Raw genomic sequence first — 16,514 nt, forward strand, 5'->3', positions numbered from 1 at the left:
AAGCTATGATTTCAGTAAAGGGGGTTATGCTATATGCTTAGCCCCCTTCTGGTCTGTTCTAAAATCTGTAAAGATAATAGATTGGGCTTGAATATATTAATCTTTTTAATTTACCATCCACATAGCCATAAAATCACTTACTTTCATAGATGATAGTGTGTTAGTGTCGCTCATGGTATGAATAATTCTTTCAACCATGTCAGTAGAAAACCTTGTACTCAGATTACGTTTGAATTTAGACATTAAAACAGGAATTCCCTCTTCTCGTCTACGTTTATGACCAATTGGATATTCTATAGTTATTAGTTCGCTTTCTGAGCCATCTTTAAAGATAATTCTCATGCTGTTAGCTATTGAGCGCTTTTCAGGATCATGATAATCGCGTGAAAATTGTTCATTTTCTGTTACGTGCATTTTAGCTCGTAAAGCATCTATTCTGGGATCTGAGGCAACATCGTCTTCATAATGTTCCGCTTTTAAATCGCCAAAGAGAAGTCCTACTGCAACCATATATTGCAAACAGTGATCTCTGTCAGCAGGATTATATAAAGCGCCTTGTTTACTTATTATTCTTATTGCCGATTCATGAGTAATTAATTCAATTCGAGAGATATCATCTAATCTATTTTTTACTATAGGATGTAATTTTACTGCGCATTCGACAGCGGTTTGTGCATGAAATTCAGCAGGATATGATAGCTTGAATAATACATTTTCCATCACATAACTGCCATAAGGGCGTTGAAATTTGAAGTATTTTTTACCAAATAACACGTCATAAAATCCCCATGTTTGCGCAGTCAAGGCACTTGGGTATCCCATTTCCCCCGCTTTAGCAATTAAAGCCAAACGAACTGCGCGGGAAGTCGCATCTCCTGCTGCCCATGATTTCCTTGAACCTGCATTGGGAGCATGTCTATAAGTTCTCAAGCTTTGCCCATCCACAAAAACTTGTGAGAGAGTTCTTAGCATCATATCACGATCTGCTCCAAACAAATGAGCAGCAACAGCGGCACTTGCTACTTTTACTAATATGACATGATCAAGGCCGACGCGATTGAAGCTATTTTCCAGTGCCAGGCAGCCTTGAATTTCATGTGCTTTAATCATTGCCGTAAGCACATCTTGCATCAGAATAGGGGGACGTCCATGATTACAATTTTCTCGACACAAATAATCAGCAACGGCCAAAATAGCACCTAAATTATCAGAAGGATGCCCCCATTCTGCAGCAAGCCAAGTATCATTAAAGTCTAGCCAACGTATCATCGTACCAATGTTAAAGGCAGCTTGAACTGGATCCAATTCATAATTAGTGCCTGGTACTCTCGCGCCTCCAGGAAGAGTTGCTCCAGGTACTATAGGCCCCATCAATTTGGTACATTCTTGAAAGTTAAGGGCCAATATGCCACATCCAAGTGTATCCATTAAACATAATCGTGCAGTCTCATAGGCCTGGACACTATCAATTTTTTTGTTTAATACATAATCAGCTATATCGGTTATAACCTGATCATAATCTGGCTTAACATTATCCTCTACATAATTGTGCATATTAACCTCGTGTCTCAATAGCAGGAAATGGCCTGGAATCTGGGCCTATATATTCTGAAGTAGGTCTTATTAGCTTATTATTTGCTCTTTGCTCAAATACATGCGCAGACCATCCTGTGATGCGTGACATCACAAAAATGGGGGTAAATAAATGTGTTGGTATGTCGCAGTAATGATAAGCAGATGCGCTATAAAAATCCAGATTGGGAAATAATTTTTTCTCTTGCCGCATGATTTCTTCAATACGTTCTGAAATGTGATATAAAAGGAGGTTTCCTTTTTCTTCACCCAATCTAAATGACCATTTCTTAATAATATCTGAACGGGGATCACAAGTGGTATACACCCTATGCCCAAATCCCATAATCAGTTCTTTGCTGGCAAGCATTTGCTTTATGCCTATTGCTGCTTCATCAGGGGTTTTAAAGCGCTCAATTAACTCCATAGCTGCTTCATTAGCACCACCATGCAAAGGACCACGCAATGTTCCTATAGCACTTGTGATTGCTGAATAAAAATCTGCCAGTGTTGCAGCTGTAACTCTTGCAGCAAAGGTAGAAGCATTAAATTCATGTTCAGCATACAAAATTAATGAGACATTCATCATATCGGTTTCTATTTTGCTGGGCTTGCGTCCGTGTAATAAAGCGAGAAAGTGTCCGCCTGTTGTGTTTTCTTCACTTAAGCCAGAGATTTCTTTATTTTTGAAATGATATGCATACCAATAACACATTATTCCTGGGAAAAGAGCTAGCAAACGATCTGCTATTTCATATTGTTGCTTAAAATTATCTTCAGGTTCGATAGTACCCAAAAAAGAACACGCTGTTCGCAGTACATCCATTGGATGAGTATTTTTAGGTATAAGCTTCAAAACCGTTTTAAGCACATCAGGTATATTTCTTAGATTAACCAGTTTTTTTATATATACATCAAGTTCTTTTTGGGTGGGAAGTTCACCATAATGAAGCAGATAAGCAACTTCCTCAAAACTTGCATATTCAGCCAGATCATTTATTGAATAGCCTCTGTAATTTAATCCCTTGCCTGCCAGTCCAACTGTGGCAATTGCTGATTGACCAGCAACTACACCGGCTAAACCTCCACTTTTGCTACTCATTTTCTTCCTCCATCAGTTGGTCTAGTTTTTATTTCTAGTGCAGTCAAAATTGCTGCGTATTTTTTTATTATTACTGAACTCTGAAGCGGTTGATTATTTTACCTTATTCTCTTAGAGAGAATTCTTTTTGGAATGGATATTGTTATCATGCTCCATTAGTTCCTAAATGGGTTTTATATTATGCTTCAATGATGAATGCATCTCAATCGATTTTATTAAATTACTAAATGTCCACGTAGATACCATCGACAATGGCCAGATATTAATACTCTATTCCTCTGGAGCTCACAATATAACTCCCCTTTTCTGTGTAATCCCTGGACAGCATATAGGTTAGTTTTATTGAGTTTTTCTGCCCAAAAAGGAGCTAATATGCAATGTGCTGAGCCGGTAACAGGATCTTCTGAAATGCTGTGTTTGGGATAAAAACATCGAGAACAGAAATCGGCTTCTGTTGTTGTCGATGTCACAATGATTCCTCTTCTGGGGAGTTTTGCTAAAGAAAGCAAATCGATTTGCAAATTTCGAATCTGTGATTCATGTTCAAGTAAAACCAGGTAATCAAGATCTGTTTCAAATACCTCTATGGCCGGTTGATCCAATAGTGATAGAATTGCGTCTGGTGAAGGAGTTTTTTTATAATCTATTCTTGGAAAATTCAGAACAAACTTTTCTTTTTTCTTTTCTACTGTAATTTGCCCGCTGGAGTGATGAAAAACAATAGAATCACCATGTCCTTTATCTGACTCAAGTAATGCAAATCCTGCTGCTAAAGTCGCATGTCCTGACAGACTAATTTCCCCATTAGAAGTAAACCAACGAATATGAAAATCTTGGTCATCTTTTATAATAAAAGCGGTTTCTGCCAAAGTATTTTGCGCAGCAATAGCCTTTAATAGCTCATCATTTAGCCAATCATCAAGAATACAAACCGCAGCCGGATTACCATGGAAGACTTTATCCGTAAAAGCATCTATTTGATAAAACTCAATATTATGCACAATCAGCTCACATAAAAATTAAAATTATAACTGATAAAGAAAGTTGAAGTTAAGTCGAATTATCAATATATCTTCAATATACCTATGATCCCTGTATAATTTTTTTTCTTAAGAATCGTGCGGGCGATATAGCTTGCATCAGTTTTCTGGGTAGTATTGAAATTTCCTTATTAATTAAACCAGCTAACCATTCAGTTGCGAGAGGTATTGTTGTTAATCCTCGTGACCCAAAAGCTGCGCACGCATATAGATTTGGATAACAAGGAGCTGCTTTAGCTATCCATCGTTTGGAATTAGATTGTAATTCTGAATAAATTTTTTTAAATTCAAATGCATTGGGGAGAGGTCCCACTATAGGCAAGTAATCTGGTGATGCGGCGCGTATACCGGCCCAGTGGTCTAATATATTTGGGGACCACATTATTTCAGGTGCTATCCGTTTTAATCGATCAAGGTTTAACTGATTATCCAGAGCATTAAGTTCGGGTTCAGATGTCCCAATATCATAAGTTGCGCCAACTCTATGACTATTATTTAATGCCGGTAAAACATGTCCTTCACCACATAAAGGAATCTTCAACTTTAAACTCTCTTGCGTTGATTGAATCGTAGTCATTTGTCCTCTAATCGCTTTTACAGGCAAATGATTGGTTTCTTGAAAATAATTTACTTGTTGTCCATTTGCCAAAATTAGTACAGAGGCTTCGATGTTATTAACCACCCAGTTTTTTTGATTATAATCAATAGATTGAACTCTATTGCCAGTGATTAGAGAAATCTTTTTATTGTTAATCAGTATGTTGCATAGTTTAGGGGAGTTAATCCAGCCGGAAGATGGAATAAATAAGCCACCACATGGCAAGGATAGTCCTGATAATTCAACAGATTGTTTTTCGTCCACTAATTGCCCTAGTTCAGGGTATACTTCTAGCCAATTAATAAGACTTTGCTGGTTTGCTTTTTCCTTCTCATTATGTGCTAACAACAAAGAGCCTTTTAATTCACCAATGTCATAATGTTTCAATAGTTCCTTGTAAACGTAATTAGCATAAAGAAACGAATAAAGCATAAATTGAGTAAAGGGTGATTTATAGGTGGACAATTTAGGGAATAATACAGCCTGTTGATTTGCTGATCCAGCGCACCCTACCTTCTCTTTTTCTTCTAATATGGTCACTTCCCAGCCACGTTTAGCGAGACTATTTGCAATAAAACAACCTGCAAGCCCTCCTCCAACAACTAGTGCTGATCTTTCATTCTTTGTAACAGGATAGCTTATGTGCCATGGGGTATGACGATTTTTTTTTGAACTTGCATGGGCTTTTTCATAACAAGCGCATATCATGTGTCGTTTGGGTCCAAACCCTTTTCTTTTTTCAATAACAAACCCTGCATTGGTTAAAGCAGTTTTTACAATACTGGAAGCGGAATAGGTAGCCACTGTAGTGCCTTCTTTAGATAACATGGCAATGACAGTGAGCAGATTATCAGACCACATGGATTGGTTTTTTGATGGTGCAAAGCCATCCAGGTACCAGGCATTAACATAGGATTCTCTCAATTGTTGTTCAAGATTATTGTCTCCACAGAACAGTAATTGCTCATAGCACTCCAGCACATCTCCTAGCATTAATGTTAAAGTAATCTGGTTGTTACTAAATGTTAGATGATGATAACCAGGTGTTAAAACAGGATAGTGTTCTATTAATTTTTCAGCCTGTACACTCAGTTCTGGCCATTTTTGTAAGCATTTGATTAGGTCATTTTTTTTTAATGGATGTTTTTCACAAGAAATATAATGTAAGCGAGCGTTTTGAGGTGCAAATTTTTTCCATAGTTTCCAGGTTAATAAGAAATTCATACCTGTACCGAAACCAGTTTCCGCGATTGTAAATATGTTTGATTCATCAGCTGGTAATTGTTGCCAACGATTAATCAAATTATTACCTTCGAGAAAAACATAAAGACTTTGATTAATTCCGCTTTCAGCAGAATAATAAATATCATCAAATTGTAAGGAATACGGCAGATCATCACGCCAATCAATATCTGCCGTTATAATTGGGACAAAGGGGCTACTCACATAAAGCTACTCTTTCAGTTACCTCTATGCCAGACTGTTTAAAGTTATTCAAATTTTTTTCTTTGATCAACTTTCTTAGTTTAGGCACTAAAATGAAAAGTATAACGGATGATCCTATTGCAAACAAACCAAGCATCAAAAAGACATGACTGTAACCCTCATTGGTCAATAAAGGAGAAGTACTTTCTTGACCGATAATCATTAAATTTGAGCTATAACTTGATAGAGTAGCACCAACCCCGGTATTAAGCATCCACATTCCCATCATAACTCCCTGGAGAGAAGTTGGGGCTAATGCTCCTATCATGGCATAACCAATTGGTGATATTAGAAGTTCGCCAATACTTTGTAATATAAAGCTTGCTACTACCCAACCCGGATTAACCATACCATACTGATTCGCGTAATTAATACCTATTGGTAAGATAGCAAAAGCAACCCCTATAAAAAATAATGCGAAAGCGAATTGAGTAGGAATATTTATCTGAGATCCATTTTGGCGCATTCTGTTTAATATAAACCCTAATAGCGGGCCTCCGAATACTATGACTACAGTATTAATATTTTGAAACCACTGTGGTGGAATAATCCAATTACCATATTGTCGTTGCACATTGTGGTCAATGAATACAGTTAACCCCATTGGACCAATTTGGTATAACATCCAAAATACAGTACCAACCAACATTAATACCGCAAATCCATAGATCTTATCCCTCGCTTCTTTTGTGGATTGTTGTTGAGCTAATATCAAGATTAATATGAGCATAACAATCCCAGTGATAATGACCAATTTATTGGCCCAATCCGCATACTGCAATAATTGTCTTAAAATAAAGGGAAGTACAAAAATTAGTCCAATCCCAAATGCAGTTGCTTTTCTTTGTGCAGGTTTGTCTTTTCTTGAATAAGCAGTGTTTTTATCATGCAATTGCTGCCAGAAATAGAGACATATAAGCAAAGCGACAAGATTACCTAAACTGCTTAAAAGAAAAAGCCTTTGATAGTTTTGAGAAATCTGGAATACCCCACTGAGGCTAAATCCAATAAAAAAACCAATATTCATTCCCGCGTAATTCCATAGAAATGCGGTTTCTCTTCGAGAGTCTTCAGGTGCAAATTGCTGTGTCAGCATACAATTTACACATGTTACATTTAACCCTGAACCTGTTAAGAAAGCAGCTAAACCATAATATAAAAAGGCTGTATTTCCTACAGAGAGCAAAACACAACCAGCAATTTGTGCTATCATCCCAACGCAAAATAACGAGCGGTTAGAGAGTAGTCTGCCACCCCAAAAACCACCTAATAGATGCAGAGCAAAATTGTAGGCTATAAATACCCCCATTATGCTATTTGCTGTGGCTATTGGTAAACCAAGTTTACCTTTCATGTACAATACAAGAGTTGAATAAAGAACACTAAAGCTTAAAGTAGAAACCACTTGTATAAAAAATAATGCAAACGTACCTTGGGGCATGGAACTCCATAGTCCTCTTTTTTTACTCAAAATCAACATTATATGCTTTCCCTTGCTAGTTGAGCTCTTCTTGAATATTAACACTAACCCTTGTGGACAAATCAGAGAAAAACCGCATTTAGTCAGATTAGTGAAAAAGTATCTAAAAATGAATTAAATATATTTTTAATCAAACTGCAGTTGTCATATTAGGCCCAATTAGAAACTTTTTACTTATTCTGCACAAATCTGATTTTTCACCAAGATTCCATACTTGCGTTCTAGAGAATGGAATATGACATAGGGAAAAACTGCTGTCTAGTGTTTTGTTAATTATTTAAAATTGCAGTTAACCAGCCTAATAGCTGTTCTACAATCTCATCTATATGATTTAAATTAACACCATTACCCAAGTACTGGTTTTAGTGGTTGTGCTTACTGTAACTCAAGGCAATACTGTACAATTCTGCCATCAGGAATATTTTAATTGATTAAGTACTAATTCAGCAGCATCATATGTTTTTTGTATTTCCAGATCACCATGCGCACTGGAGACAAATCCAGCTTCATACATGGATGGCGCAAAATATACCCCTTGAGCAAGCATAGCATGAAAAAATTTCTTAAATAAAACCTCATCCGAAGAAGCAACATCCAAATAATTTTCAACACTATTCTTATCTGTAAAACAAAACCCAAACATTCCACCCAATGATGCAGTAAAAAAAGGAATGTTTGCGTTTTTAGCAGCAGCTGCTAATGCCTTAGTTAATTTATTAGTCGTATTGCTTAAATCTTCAAAAAAATTAATTTTTTCAATCTCTTTTAATGTAGCCAAACCGGCAGCCATAGCCAATGGATTTCCTGAAAGAGTACCAGCCTGATAAACAGGGCCTTCTGGTGCCAGAAAGGACATAATTTCACGTTTACCGCCTAAGGCGCCAACAGGCATACCTCCACCTATGATTTTCCCAAGTGTGGTGATATCAGGTTTAATCCCAAATAAGCCTTGTGCTCCATGTAAACCAACTCTAAATCCAGTCATGACTTCATCAAAAATTAACACAGCATTATATTGATCACAAAGCTCACGTAATCCTTTTAAAAACTCTATCTTAGGTAAAATAAATCCCATATTGCCAGGAACAGGTTCTAGAATTACAGTGGCGATGTCGTTTGGATATTTTTCAAAGAGCTGAGCAACTTGTTCCAGATTATTGAAATCAGCTGTTAAAGTATGTTCAGTGATACTTTGTGGAATGCCCGGGGTTGAAGGAATTCCGAGAGTAAGCAAGCCAGATCCGGCTTTAACTAAGAGGCTATCGCTATGCCCATGATAACAGCCATTAAATTTAATAAATTTATTTTTATTGGTGAATCCTCTCGCCAGGCGAATCGCAGTCATAGTTGCTTCAGTTCCTGAATTAACCATGCGAATTTTTTCTATTGATGGCATTAGAGAAGCAATTTTTTCAGCTAATTGTATTTCCAGTTCGGTTGGGGCACCGAAACTCATACCACTATGTAATACATTATCCACTGCTTGTATCACATTGGGATGGCAATGTCCGAGGATGAGTGGACCCCATGATCCAACATAATCAATATATTGTTTATCATCTACATCCACCAGGTAGGGACCTTTACCTGATTTGAAAAAAATTGGTTCGCCTCCAACACTTTTGAAAGCTCGAACAGGTGAGTTAACACCTCCGGGAATGATTGTTTGCGCTTTATGAAATAAATCTGAAGAACGGCTCATAGAAAATCCCAAAAATGATAAACTTTAGACAAGCATCAGTTATTATTTCTAATGTTCAAGATATTTCAGAAATTCACCTGTATATTTCTTCTGTACACTCTTCCTGATTGACGAAATAATGATTTTACTAAAAACTCTATAATAAAAAAATTAGACTGATAAACCTGTGGCTAGGAAATATTACAAGTATTTCATGAATATTGCCAGTGCATGGGGGGGTAAAAACAATCTCAGATTGAAATTGGATATGAAGTTTAATTTTAGCAAGCCTGTGTCAATTTTCGATGAGGTTATAACGTTCATTATATGGTTTAATTTAAAATTTGTTGTGATATTAAAGCAGGTTTAACTTTACATAATCATCAACAGTAGATAAATTAGCACTTTTTTATTGAGTTTAGACTATGCAAGAGTACAAAAGATACATTTGTGTTATTTGTGGTTTTATTTATGATGAGGCTGAGGGTTGGCCAGAAGATGGCATTGAACCAGGCACACGATGGGAAGATGTTCCTGAAAACTGGTTTTGTCCTGATTGTGGCGCTGGAAAAGAAGATTTCGAAATGGTTGAAATGGATTAAAATGGCTTTACAACCACCAACAAAACAATGCCTACCAGCAGCAATGTAGGCATTTCATTAAAAAAACGATAAAAACGAGAGCTTTTTGTATTATTTCCAAGGGCAAAAGCTTTAAGGTAGTGACCACAAATTAAGTGATATATCCATAAGAGCAAAACCAGTGCAAGCTTCATATGCATCCACCCTGCTTTAAGATAATAAGATAAATTGTAAGTTAATAACCACAACCCAAGAAGTGAGGTTGCAAGGGCTGCAGGCCATGTAATCCCATAATATAATCTTCTTTCCATTATTTTAAACCGATCCACACTAATTTTATCTTGTGATTCAGCGTGATATACATAGAGCCGTGGTAAATAAAACAAGCCTGCGAACCAGGCTACCAGGGCGATAATATGAAAGGCTTTAATAAATAACATACTTATTCTCTTTTTAATTTTTTACGCTTTACACGCTCATTTTTAATCAAGTTGAGAGATTCAACTGCTAATGAAAAACCCATAGCAAAATACAAGTATCCTCTGGGCACGTGGAATTCAAAACCATCAGCTACTAAAACTGTCCCTATTAAAATTAAATAACTAAGCGCCAGCATTTTAATGGTAGGATGTTCGCTAATAAATTTACTTACAGGCTCACTCGCCCAAATCATAATGATAATTGCGATGGTAATTGCCACTGCCATGACTGTAAAATGAGATGTTAGTCCTACGGCTGTGAGAACACTATCCAAAGAAAATATAATGTCAAGCAATGCGATTTGAATAACAACCCCTCTGAATGTTGCGGATGAAGAAACATTTTTTGAAACAGGTTCCATTAATGGTTCATTCATAACGTCCTGATGAATTTCATCTGTTGATTTCCAAATTAAAAACACACCTCCTAATATCAGGAACAGGTCACGCGCAGAAAAAACCAGACTGCCTATTGTCAGGATTGGTTTTACCAATTTAACTAAAAATACTGCTGAGCCTAATAAAAGAAGTCGTGTCATCCAGGCAAATGTTAAGCCCCATCTTCTCGCTTTTTTTCTCTTTTCAAGTGGTAATTTTTCTGTAAGGATTGATAGAATAACCAGATTATCTATTCCAAGAACAACTTCAAGAATAATCAAAGCAGTTAAACTAAGGCCTATATCAATAAAATCCATTTATTATCCTAATAAAATGCAAGATATATTATTTTCTCTAAAATATTTGTAAAGGTAAATGATTCACTTTGATCATTTGCTTCGTTATAATTGCCTGGTGTTAGCAATTTAGATTTCATAGCCATCTGAAAAGTTACGTGTTAACTTTATAGAATTGAATGTTTATGTTAAGTAAATCGTAAACTTGCAGGATAATTGAAAACACAACCGAATTACTGTTTAATCAATTAAGAGAGAAACAACAATCATCAAGTTTATTAAAAAACTGTTAAGAAGAAACAGGTCGCATGGGCATGCAATTGACTTGGCTTATATCATCCCGAGAAATAAACATAACATATCAAAAGCAGATATAAGTAATAATGCGCTGAAGGTTCTTAATCGTTTAATCAGCAATGGTTTTCAGGCCTATATCGTTGGAGGCAGTGTCAGAGATTTATTACTCCATAAAGCGCCTAAAGATTTTGATATCGCGACAAATGCTACTCCTAATGAAGTAAAAAATCTTTTCAAAAATGCTCGTATCATTGGTCGTCGATTTAAACTGGTGCATATTTTATTTCATCGTGAAATTATTGAGGTAGCAACTTTTCGTGGCCATGATTCAAGTGATGCAAGCCATCAATTTAATGAACGTGGTATGCTTGTAAGAGATAATGTTTATGGCTCTCTAGACGAAGATGCATGGCGACGTGATTTCACAATAAACTCTCTTTATTATAATATTTCTGATTCTTCAATCATTGATTTTACTGGTGGTGTAGAAGATGTTAAGCAAAAGTTAATTCGAATAATTGGTGATCCCGTTACGCGTTATCAAGAGGATCCTGTCCGTATGTTACGTGCTGTCAGGTTTAGTGCCAAGCTGCAATTTAATTTATCTCCGGAAACTAAAGCCCCTTTCCCTAAAATAAGTTATCTTATAACCCATGTTTCCAGTTCGCGATTATTTGATGAAATAACGAAACTTTATCAATGCGGAGAAGCCGAATCGGTTCAAAAATTATTGGTCGAGTATGGTTTGTTTAATTATTTATTTCCTCAAACAGCTGCTCTATTTGATAGTAATTACCCAGTTAATCCGCTCTTGGGTATAGCTCTTGAAAATACTGATACAAGAATACGTGATGGAAAGCCTGTCACTCCGGCATTTCTTATTGCTATTTTGTTATGGTTTCCAATGATAGAGTGTTCCAGAAAACTACAAGAATCTGGACTTCCGCCTTTACCCTCGATTGAAAAAGCCATGTCCATAGTGCTTAGTGAACAGAATACAATTATTTCGATACCTAAAAGGTATAGTCAGGTTATAAGAGAAATTTGGCTTTTGCAATATCGCTTCGAAAAACGATTTGGTGGCAGAGCATTTAATTTACTTCTTCATCCTCGATTTAGAGCAGCGTATGACTTTATGGCTCTTAGAGCATTATCTGGTGATGAGTCAATGGAACTAGCGCAGTGGTGGGCCACATTTCAAGAAGTGGATGATGTTGAAAAAAATAACATGGTAGCCCAATTGACTGCATCAATGCCTGGGAGGCCTAAAAAACGTCGTAAACGGAAAGTAACAAAATGAATGTTTGCTATCTGAGTTTGGGATCAAATCAAAAAAATCCTGAGCGTCAAATAAGACAAGCCATTAAAGAAATAAAACAAATTCCATCAACATGTCTTATCAAGGTATCCCGCTTATATTGGAATAAAGCCTGGGGCTTTGAAAATCAACAAGAATTTTGTAATGTTGTTATAGAGATACGAACTACTTTGTTGCCTCATAAGCTTCTTAAGTGGTGCCAGAGAATAGAAAACAAGCACATGCGAGTCAGGAGAAAATTTTGGGGGCCAAGAACATTAGATATTGATATCATTTTATATGGTTATAGAGTAATTCGTACAAAAAATTTAATTGTTCCGCATCCTTGTTTTCATTTACGAGATTTTGTACTTGTGCCTCTAATGGAGGTAAACCCTAATTTAAAAGTACCAAATTACACATAGACATCATAATCTACTACACTTTAACTTAATGATTCTATTTAAAATGAGGTTAACATGTATACAAATATTTTATTTGCAACAGATTTGTTAAATGAGCATAGCCATCTTACAGAAAAGGCTGCTAATATTGCGAAACAGTTTAATGCAAAATTATATCTATTACATGTGATTGAATTGCCAACTAGTATATTAATAGCTCAAGGATTGGGCTTTACGGAACTAGCCAACCCATCAAAAGAAGATGCCCAAACTGTATTATCATTAATTGGAGAAAATTTACAAATACCTCAGGAACAACAATTTGTAGAAATCGGGTCAGTAAAGGAACATATATTAAACAAAGCCAAAGATCTCAATTGTCAATTAATTATACTAGGCTCACATTCTGCTACAGGATTGCCGTCCATTCTAGGAAGTACTGCGCATGCTGTAGTAAATCATTCAGTTTGTGACGTGTTAACACTCAAAGCAGATTAATGTGAAGAAATTAGCACTTATTTGATATGTTCGCTTGTCCATTAGAGTAATTAAACCAGGCTGAGATTAATCAGAGTGCTATTTCTTACTTTTTGCCCATCGCATTAATCGTTTCTTCTTGTTCACTTGCCTTTGTGATAATTTATTTTTTTTATTGGCAAATGGATTTTGTCCTCCTTTAAACTCAATTTTTAAAGGGGTACCTACTAATCCTAAATGTTTAATAAACTCATTGTTTAAATAGCGTTTATAACTTTCTGGCAAGGCATCGAGTTGATTTCCATGAATAACAATGACTGGAGGATTGTGTCCGCCAAGGTGAGCATAGCGTAATTTTATTCGTCGACCATTGATGCATGGTGGTGTATGTTTTGTACTGATATCTTGTAATAATCTGGTTAGTTTAGGAGTAGAAAAGGATTGTATTGCTGAATGATAGGCTTCATTAATATCTTTAAATAATCCACCTACCCCGCTCCCATGTAATGCTGAAATAAATCTGATTTTTGCAAAATTGGCAAAATGTAATCTTCTTGACAGTTCTGACTTTATTTTTTCTTTATGATCTTCTTCCAGACCGTCCCATTTATTCACAGCAATGACTAGCGCTTTACCAGATTCAATAATAAAACCTAGCAAATTCATATCTTGATCAGTAATGCCTTCATTTGCATCAAGCAGTAATAAACAAACATGGGCTTCTTTTATAGCTTGTAGAGTTTTGATGACAGAAAATTTTTCTATTTTTTCATCAATGCGAGACTTACGTCGTACCCCTGCAGTGTCAATAAGGACATATTGCTTATCTTCTCTTGTAAAGGGTATTGAAATACTATCTCGAGTTGTGCCGGGCATGTCATAAACAACTACCCTTTCTTCACCCAATATCCTATTTATTAAAGTTGATTTTCCAACATTAGGGCGTCCCGCAAAAGCAATCTTGATCGCTTTCTCATCAGTTACTTCATGCGTTTCTGTTGTAAAAGGTTCCAGAATTTCTTCGAGTAATGAACCGATGCCTCCGCCATGAGAGGCAGATATGGCATGGACATCAGTAATGCCTAATGATTGAAAATCAGCACAAGCAATATCTTCATTTATCCCATCTGTCTTATTGACAACAAGATGCACTTTTTTATTAAGTTTTCTTAATGCTTGTGCAATTTGCTGATCAATACCCGTTAGTCCTGAACGGCCATCGACCAGGAAAAGAATCACATTTGCTTCATTTAAAGCAACTTGAGATTGTTTTGACATCAAAGTATCTACTTCAATGTCATCGACTCCGATACCTCCGGTATCAACAATAATAAAGAACTTGTCCTCATGTTGAGCATGTCCATATTGTCTATCCCTTGTCAAGCCAGGAAAATCAGCGACAAGAGCATCCTGCGTTTTAGTAATTCTATTAAACAAAGTAGACTTCCCAACATTGGGACGCCCAACTAAAGCAATGACAGGAATCATTTTATTAGCTCACTGAAAGTTGATTGAGCATTCCATTATTGGTTAATATGTACATATTTTTACCATAAACGCTCGGTGAAACTGTTACCCCACCAGAAAGCTGAGACCGCCCTAGTAACTCACCTGTTTGAGTTGATAAGATATGTAAATATCCAGTTTTATCACCAACAGCTAAATTTCCTTCTACCAATGCCGGTTCAGTAAGCCCTCTTGCCTTTAAGGAGGTTTGCTTCCAGTTCACCTGCCCTGTGCTACTGTTCAAAGACCATATAACATCGTTGCTGTCCGTAAAATATAGATTATTATGACTTAAAAGCATATTTTTATAAACAGATGCTGGTTTTCTCCATATGAATTGGCCATTAGATAGAGATAGTGCTCCCACATAGCCTTGATAAGTTGCCAAATAGGCAACGTTATTGCTTATTATAGGGTCAGAGTCAATATCGACTAAACGTTCAACATCACTTGCCCCCATCCCATAAGCAATACTTCTTTGCCAGATCAACCGTCCAGTCTGTAATTCAAAAGCATCTAGCTTGCCATCAGAAAACCCGACAAGAACCAGATCATCGACAATGATAGGAGAAGAGCTGGCTTTTAACACCAGACTTGGAGCGCCATGATCTGCAATCCATAGTTGCTTCCCGTTTACCGCATCAATTGCGTACACTTTACCATCAATGGTTTTTGCAATGACTTTCTGCCGCGATATAGCAGGTGGAGCTAATACTTCAGCAGATACTTTATTCTGCCATATCTCTTTTCCGTCAGATTGATTAAGTAGTACTAATGTAGAGGCATTAGTACCTATAGCAACGTAACCAGAAGCTACAGTTGGTCCACTAACTATATTATTTTTTAATGCAGTAGACCATTTTATCTGACCGTCTTTCTTGCTAACTGCCCGAACCAATCCACTCGCATCTGCAGTATAAATTATATCACCACGAATAGCTGGTTTGATATTTAAATACTCATTTGTTTTATGAGCTTTCCCAACTGGAGCAGTCCAGTTTTGTGTCATTTTAACTTTGGGTTGAATTTCTTTTAGCTCTTTGGGTTGAGGGGTATTATCTTTGCCGAGCATATAATCATCTACATATGTACATCCTTGAATTAACGCACATAGTATTAAAACTAATATTCTAATATTCATAAAAAACAAACCTTTATAATAAAATTAAGCTGCTTTTACCTTTTTATCATCAGTAATCATAGATTGAGTCTTAATTGCTAACTCATTTGTTTTCATTTCTAAAAATAAATTACCCATTCCATTTGTTCTTACTTCATCTATGGCAAGTCTGTAGGCATTCATTGCATCCTGATATTGGCCTTTGGCACTATAAATATCTCCTTTCAGTTCGTTAATCACTGGCAAGTAGGCTTCGTCTTCAACGACACTTAATTCATTTAATGCGTTAGTATAAGATTTATCTGCCGCCAGTAAACGTGCTATGCGAATTTTGGCAATTTGTCTTAACGGTGTCATTTGGCTTTCCAATGCAACAGTTTTTAATTCATTTCTTGCTTGCTCAAGTTTATTTTTACTTACATAGATTTTTGCGAGTGTCATATGAGCTATATCTGCATAAACAGTATGGTTATAATTTTTAATTAGTTCATTGGCATAAGAGCGAACTGATTTTATATTTTGATTGGAAAATGCAATCATCATATTTTCATAGGCAATAGATGCTTGTTGTTTGATCTTGTCATTGTGCCAATTCATATATCTATACCCTGCGATAATCAGGAGCACTACTGATAAAAAAATAGTTATCATATTGCCATATCGTTTCCACCATTTTTTTATAATCTCTAATTGTTCTTCTTCCGTCATGTAAACAGACATA

At 36.2% G+C, this 16,514-nt stretch carries 15 protein-coding genes; 4 read left to right on the forward strand and 11 right to left on the reverse strand.

The window, feature by feature from the left end:
• Positions 1-105 precede the first annotated feature (105 nt).
• The 6 genes from OQJ02_RS07150 to hemL form a co-directional block, all read right to left on the reverse strand.
• Positions 106-1,554, reverse strand: a complete 1,449-nt coding sequence (locus OQJ02_RS07150) for a bifunctional 2-methylcitrate dehydratase/aconitate hydratase (protein ID WP_265718529.1) — start codon at positions 1,552-1,554, stop codon at positions 106-108.
• 1 nt (position 1,555) lies between these two features.
• Positions 1,556-2,674: a 2-methylcitrate synthase gene (gene prpC, locus OQJ02_RS07155; protein WP_265718530.1), complete on the reverse strand. Its 1,119-nt coding sequence runs from the start codon at positions 2,672-2,674 to the stop codon at positions 1,556-1,558.
• Between the two features lie 215 nt (positions 2,675-2,889).
• On the reverse strand, positions 2,890-3,675 hold the full coding sequence (locus tag OQJ02_RS07160; RefSeq protein WP_265718531.1) for a PhzF family phenazine biosynthesis protein: 786 nt from the start codon (positions 3,673-3,675) through the stop codon (positions 2,890-2,892).
• A gap of 82 nt (positions 3,676-3,757) precedes the next feature.
• Entirely contained in the window at positions 3,758-5,758 is a 2,001-nt protein-coding gene (gene mnmC / locus OQJ02_RS07165; RefSeq protein ID WP_265718532.1) for a bifunctional tRNA (5-methylaminomethyl-2-thiouridine)(34)-methyltransferase MnmD/FAD-dependent 5-carboxymethylaminomethyl-2-thiouridine(34) oxidoreductase MnmC, read from the reverse strand.
• Positions 5,751-7,277, reverse strand: coding sequence for a peptide MFS transporter (locus tag OQJ02_RS07170; RefSeq protein WP_265718533.1), 1,527 nt, complete (start codon positions 7,275-7,277; stop codon positions 5,751-5,753). Before OQJ02_RS07170 ends, mnmC begins: the two co-directional genes overlap by 8 nt.
• A 412-nt stretch (positions 7,278-7,689) precedes the next feature.
• A complete protein-coding gene (hemL, locus tag OQJ02_RS07175) occupies positions 7,690-8,979 on the reverse strand; it encodes a glutamate-1-semialdehyde 2,1-aminomutase (RefSeq protein ID WP_265718534.1) in 1,290 nt (429 codons plus the stop codon).
• A 404-nt stretch (positions 8,980-9,383) separates the two neighbouring features.
• Here hemL and OQJ02_RS07180 point away from each other — a divergent pair, with 404 nt between their 5' ends.
• Entirely contained in the window at positions 9,384-9,560 is a 177-nt protein-coding gene (locus OQJ02_RS07180; protein ID WP_010947264.1) for a rubredoxin, read from the forward strand.
• Here the strand turns inward: OQJ02_RS07180 and hemJ are convergent.
• Positions 9,557-9,979, reverse strand: coding sequence for a protoporphyrinogen oxidase HemJ (gene hemJ, locus OQJ02_RS07185; protein WP_265718535.1), 423 nt, complete (start codon positions 9,977-9,979; stop codon positions 9,557-9,559). The two genes, OQJ02_RS07180 and hemJ, sit on opposite strands and share 4 nt — an antisense overlap.
• Positions 9,980-9,981: 2 nt before the next feature.
• Complete coding sequence (locus OQJ02_RS07190) at positions 9,982-10,713, reverse strand: TerC family protein (protein WP_265718536.1); 732 nt, start codon at positions 10,711-10,713, stop codon at positions 9,982-9,984.
• A 304-nt stretch (positions 10,714-11,017) separates the two neighbouring features.
• Between OQJ02_RS07190 and pcnB the strand changes: the two genes are divergently transcribed.
• From pcnB to OQJ02_RS07205, 3 genes are read left to right on the forward strand one after another with little or no spacing between them, the layout of a single operon-like run.
• Positions 11,018-12,289: a polynucleotide adenylyltransferase PcnB gene (gene pcnB / locus OQJ02_RS07195; protein WP_265718537.1), complete on the forward strand. Its 1,272-nt coding sequence runs from the start codon at positions 11,018-11,020 to the stop codon at positions 12,287-12,289.
• Positions 12,286-12,711, forward strand: coding sequence for a 2-amino-4-hydroxy-6-hydroxymethyldihydropteridine diphosphokinase (folK, locus tag OQJ02_RS07200; RefSeq protein ID WP_265718538.1), 426 nt, complete (start codon positions 12,286-12,288; stop codon positions 12,709-12,711). The genes pcnB and folK overlap by 4 nt, the downstream gene beginning before the upstream one ends.
• 54 nt (positions 12,712-12,765) lie before the next feature.
• Positions 12,766-13,188 (forward strand): universal stress protein, encoded by a 423-nt coding sequence (locus tag OQJ02_RS07205; RefSeq protein WP_265718539.1) that lies wholly within the window; start codon positions 12,766-12,768, stop codon positions 13,186-13,188.
• A gap of 78 nt (positions 13,189-13,266) precedes the next feature.
• Here OQJ02_RS07205 and der read toward each other — a convergent pair whose 3' ends face one another.
• The 3 genes from der to OQJ02_RS07220 are packed head-to-tail and all read right to left on the reverse strand — an operon-like array spanning position 13,267 to position 16,513.
• On the reverse strand, positions 13,267-14,655 hold the full coding sequence (gene der / locus OQJ02_RS07210; RefSeq protein WP_265718540.1) for a ribosome biogenesis GTPase Der: 1,389 nt from the start codon (positions 14,653-14,655) through the stop codon (positions 13,267-13,269).
• A 4-nt stretch (positions 14,656-14,659) separates the two neighbouring features.
• A complete protein-coding gene (bamB, locus tag OQJ02_RS07215) occupies positions 14,660-15,814 on the reverse strand; it encodes an outer membrane protein assembly factor BamB (RefSeq protein ID WP_265718541.1) in 1,155 nt (384 codons plus the stop codon).
• A gap of 24 nt (positions 15,815-15,838) precedes the next feature.
• The gene (locus tag OQJ02_RS07220) at positions 15,839-16,513 is read right to left on the reverse strand and encodes a YfgM family protein (RefSeq protein ID WP_265718542.1); all 675 of its coding nucleotides are present in this window, start codon (positions 16,511-16,513) and stop codon (positions 15,839-15,841) included.
• Position 16,514 lies beyond the last annotated feature (1 nt).

Source organism: Legionella sp. PATHC032 (genome assembly GCF_026191185.1).
Classification (GTDB): domain Bacteria; phylum Pseudomonadota; class Gammaproteobacteria; order Legionellales; family Legionellaceae; genus Legionella.

Excerpts from the sequence above, each read along its gene's own strand:
- OQJ02_RS07150 (WP_265718529.1), bottom strand. The coding sequence starts at position 1,554 with ATGCACAATTATGTAGAGGATAATGTTAAGCCAGATTATGATCAGGTT.
- prpC (WP_265718530.1), bottom strand. The coding sequence starts at position 2,674 with ATGAGTAGCAAAAGTGGAGGTTTAGCCGGTGTAGTTGCTGGTCAATCA.
- OQJ02_RS07170 (WP_265718533.1), bottom strand. The coding sequence starts at position 7,277 with ATGTTGATTTTGAGTAAAAAAAGAGGACTATGGAGTTCCATGCCCCAA.
- hemL (WP_265718534.1), bottom strand. The coding sequence starts at position 8,979 with ATGAGCCGTTCTTCAGATTTATTTCATAAAGCGCAAACAATCATTCCC.
- OQJ02_RS07180 (WP_010947264.1), top strand. The coding sequence starts at position 9,384 with ATGCAAGAGTACAAAAGATACATTTGTGTTATTTGTGGTTTTATTTAT.
- hemJ (WP_265718535.1), bottom strand. The coding sequence starts at position 9,979 with ATGTTATTTATTAAAGCCTTTCATATTATCGCCCTGGTAGCCTGGTTC.
- OQJ02_RS07190 (WP_265718536.1), bottom strand. The coding sequence starts at position 10,713 with ATGGATTTTATTGATATAGGCCTTAGTTTAACTGCTTTGATTATTCTT.
- folK (WP_265718538.1), top strand. The coding sequence starts at position 12,286 with ATGAATGTTTGCTATCTGAGTTTGGGATCAAATCAAAAAAATCCTGAG.
- OQJ02_RS07205 (WP_265718539.1), top strand. The coding sequence starts at position 12,766 with ATGTATACAAATATTTTATTTGCAACAGATTTGTTAAATGAGCATAGC.
- der (WP_265718540.1), bottom strand. The coding sequence starts at position 14,655 with ATGATTCCTGTCATTGCTTTAGTTGGGCGTCCCAATGTTGGGAAGTCT.
- bamB (WP_265718541.1), bottom strand. The coding sequence starts at position 15,814 with ATGAATATTAGAATATTAGTTTTAATACTATGTGCGTTAATTCAAGGA.
- OQJ02_RS07220 (WP_265718542.1), bottom strand. The coding sequence starts at position 16,513 with ATGTCTGTTTACATGACGGAAGAAGAACAATTAGAGATTATAAAAAAA.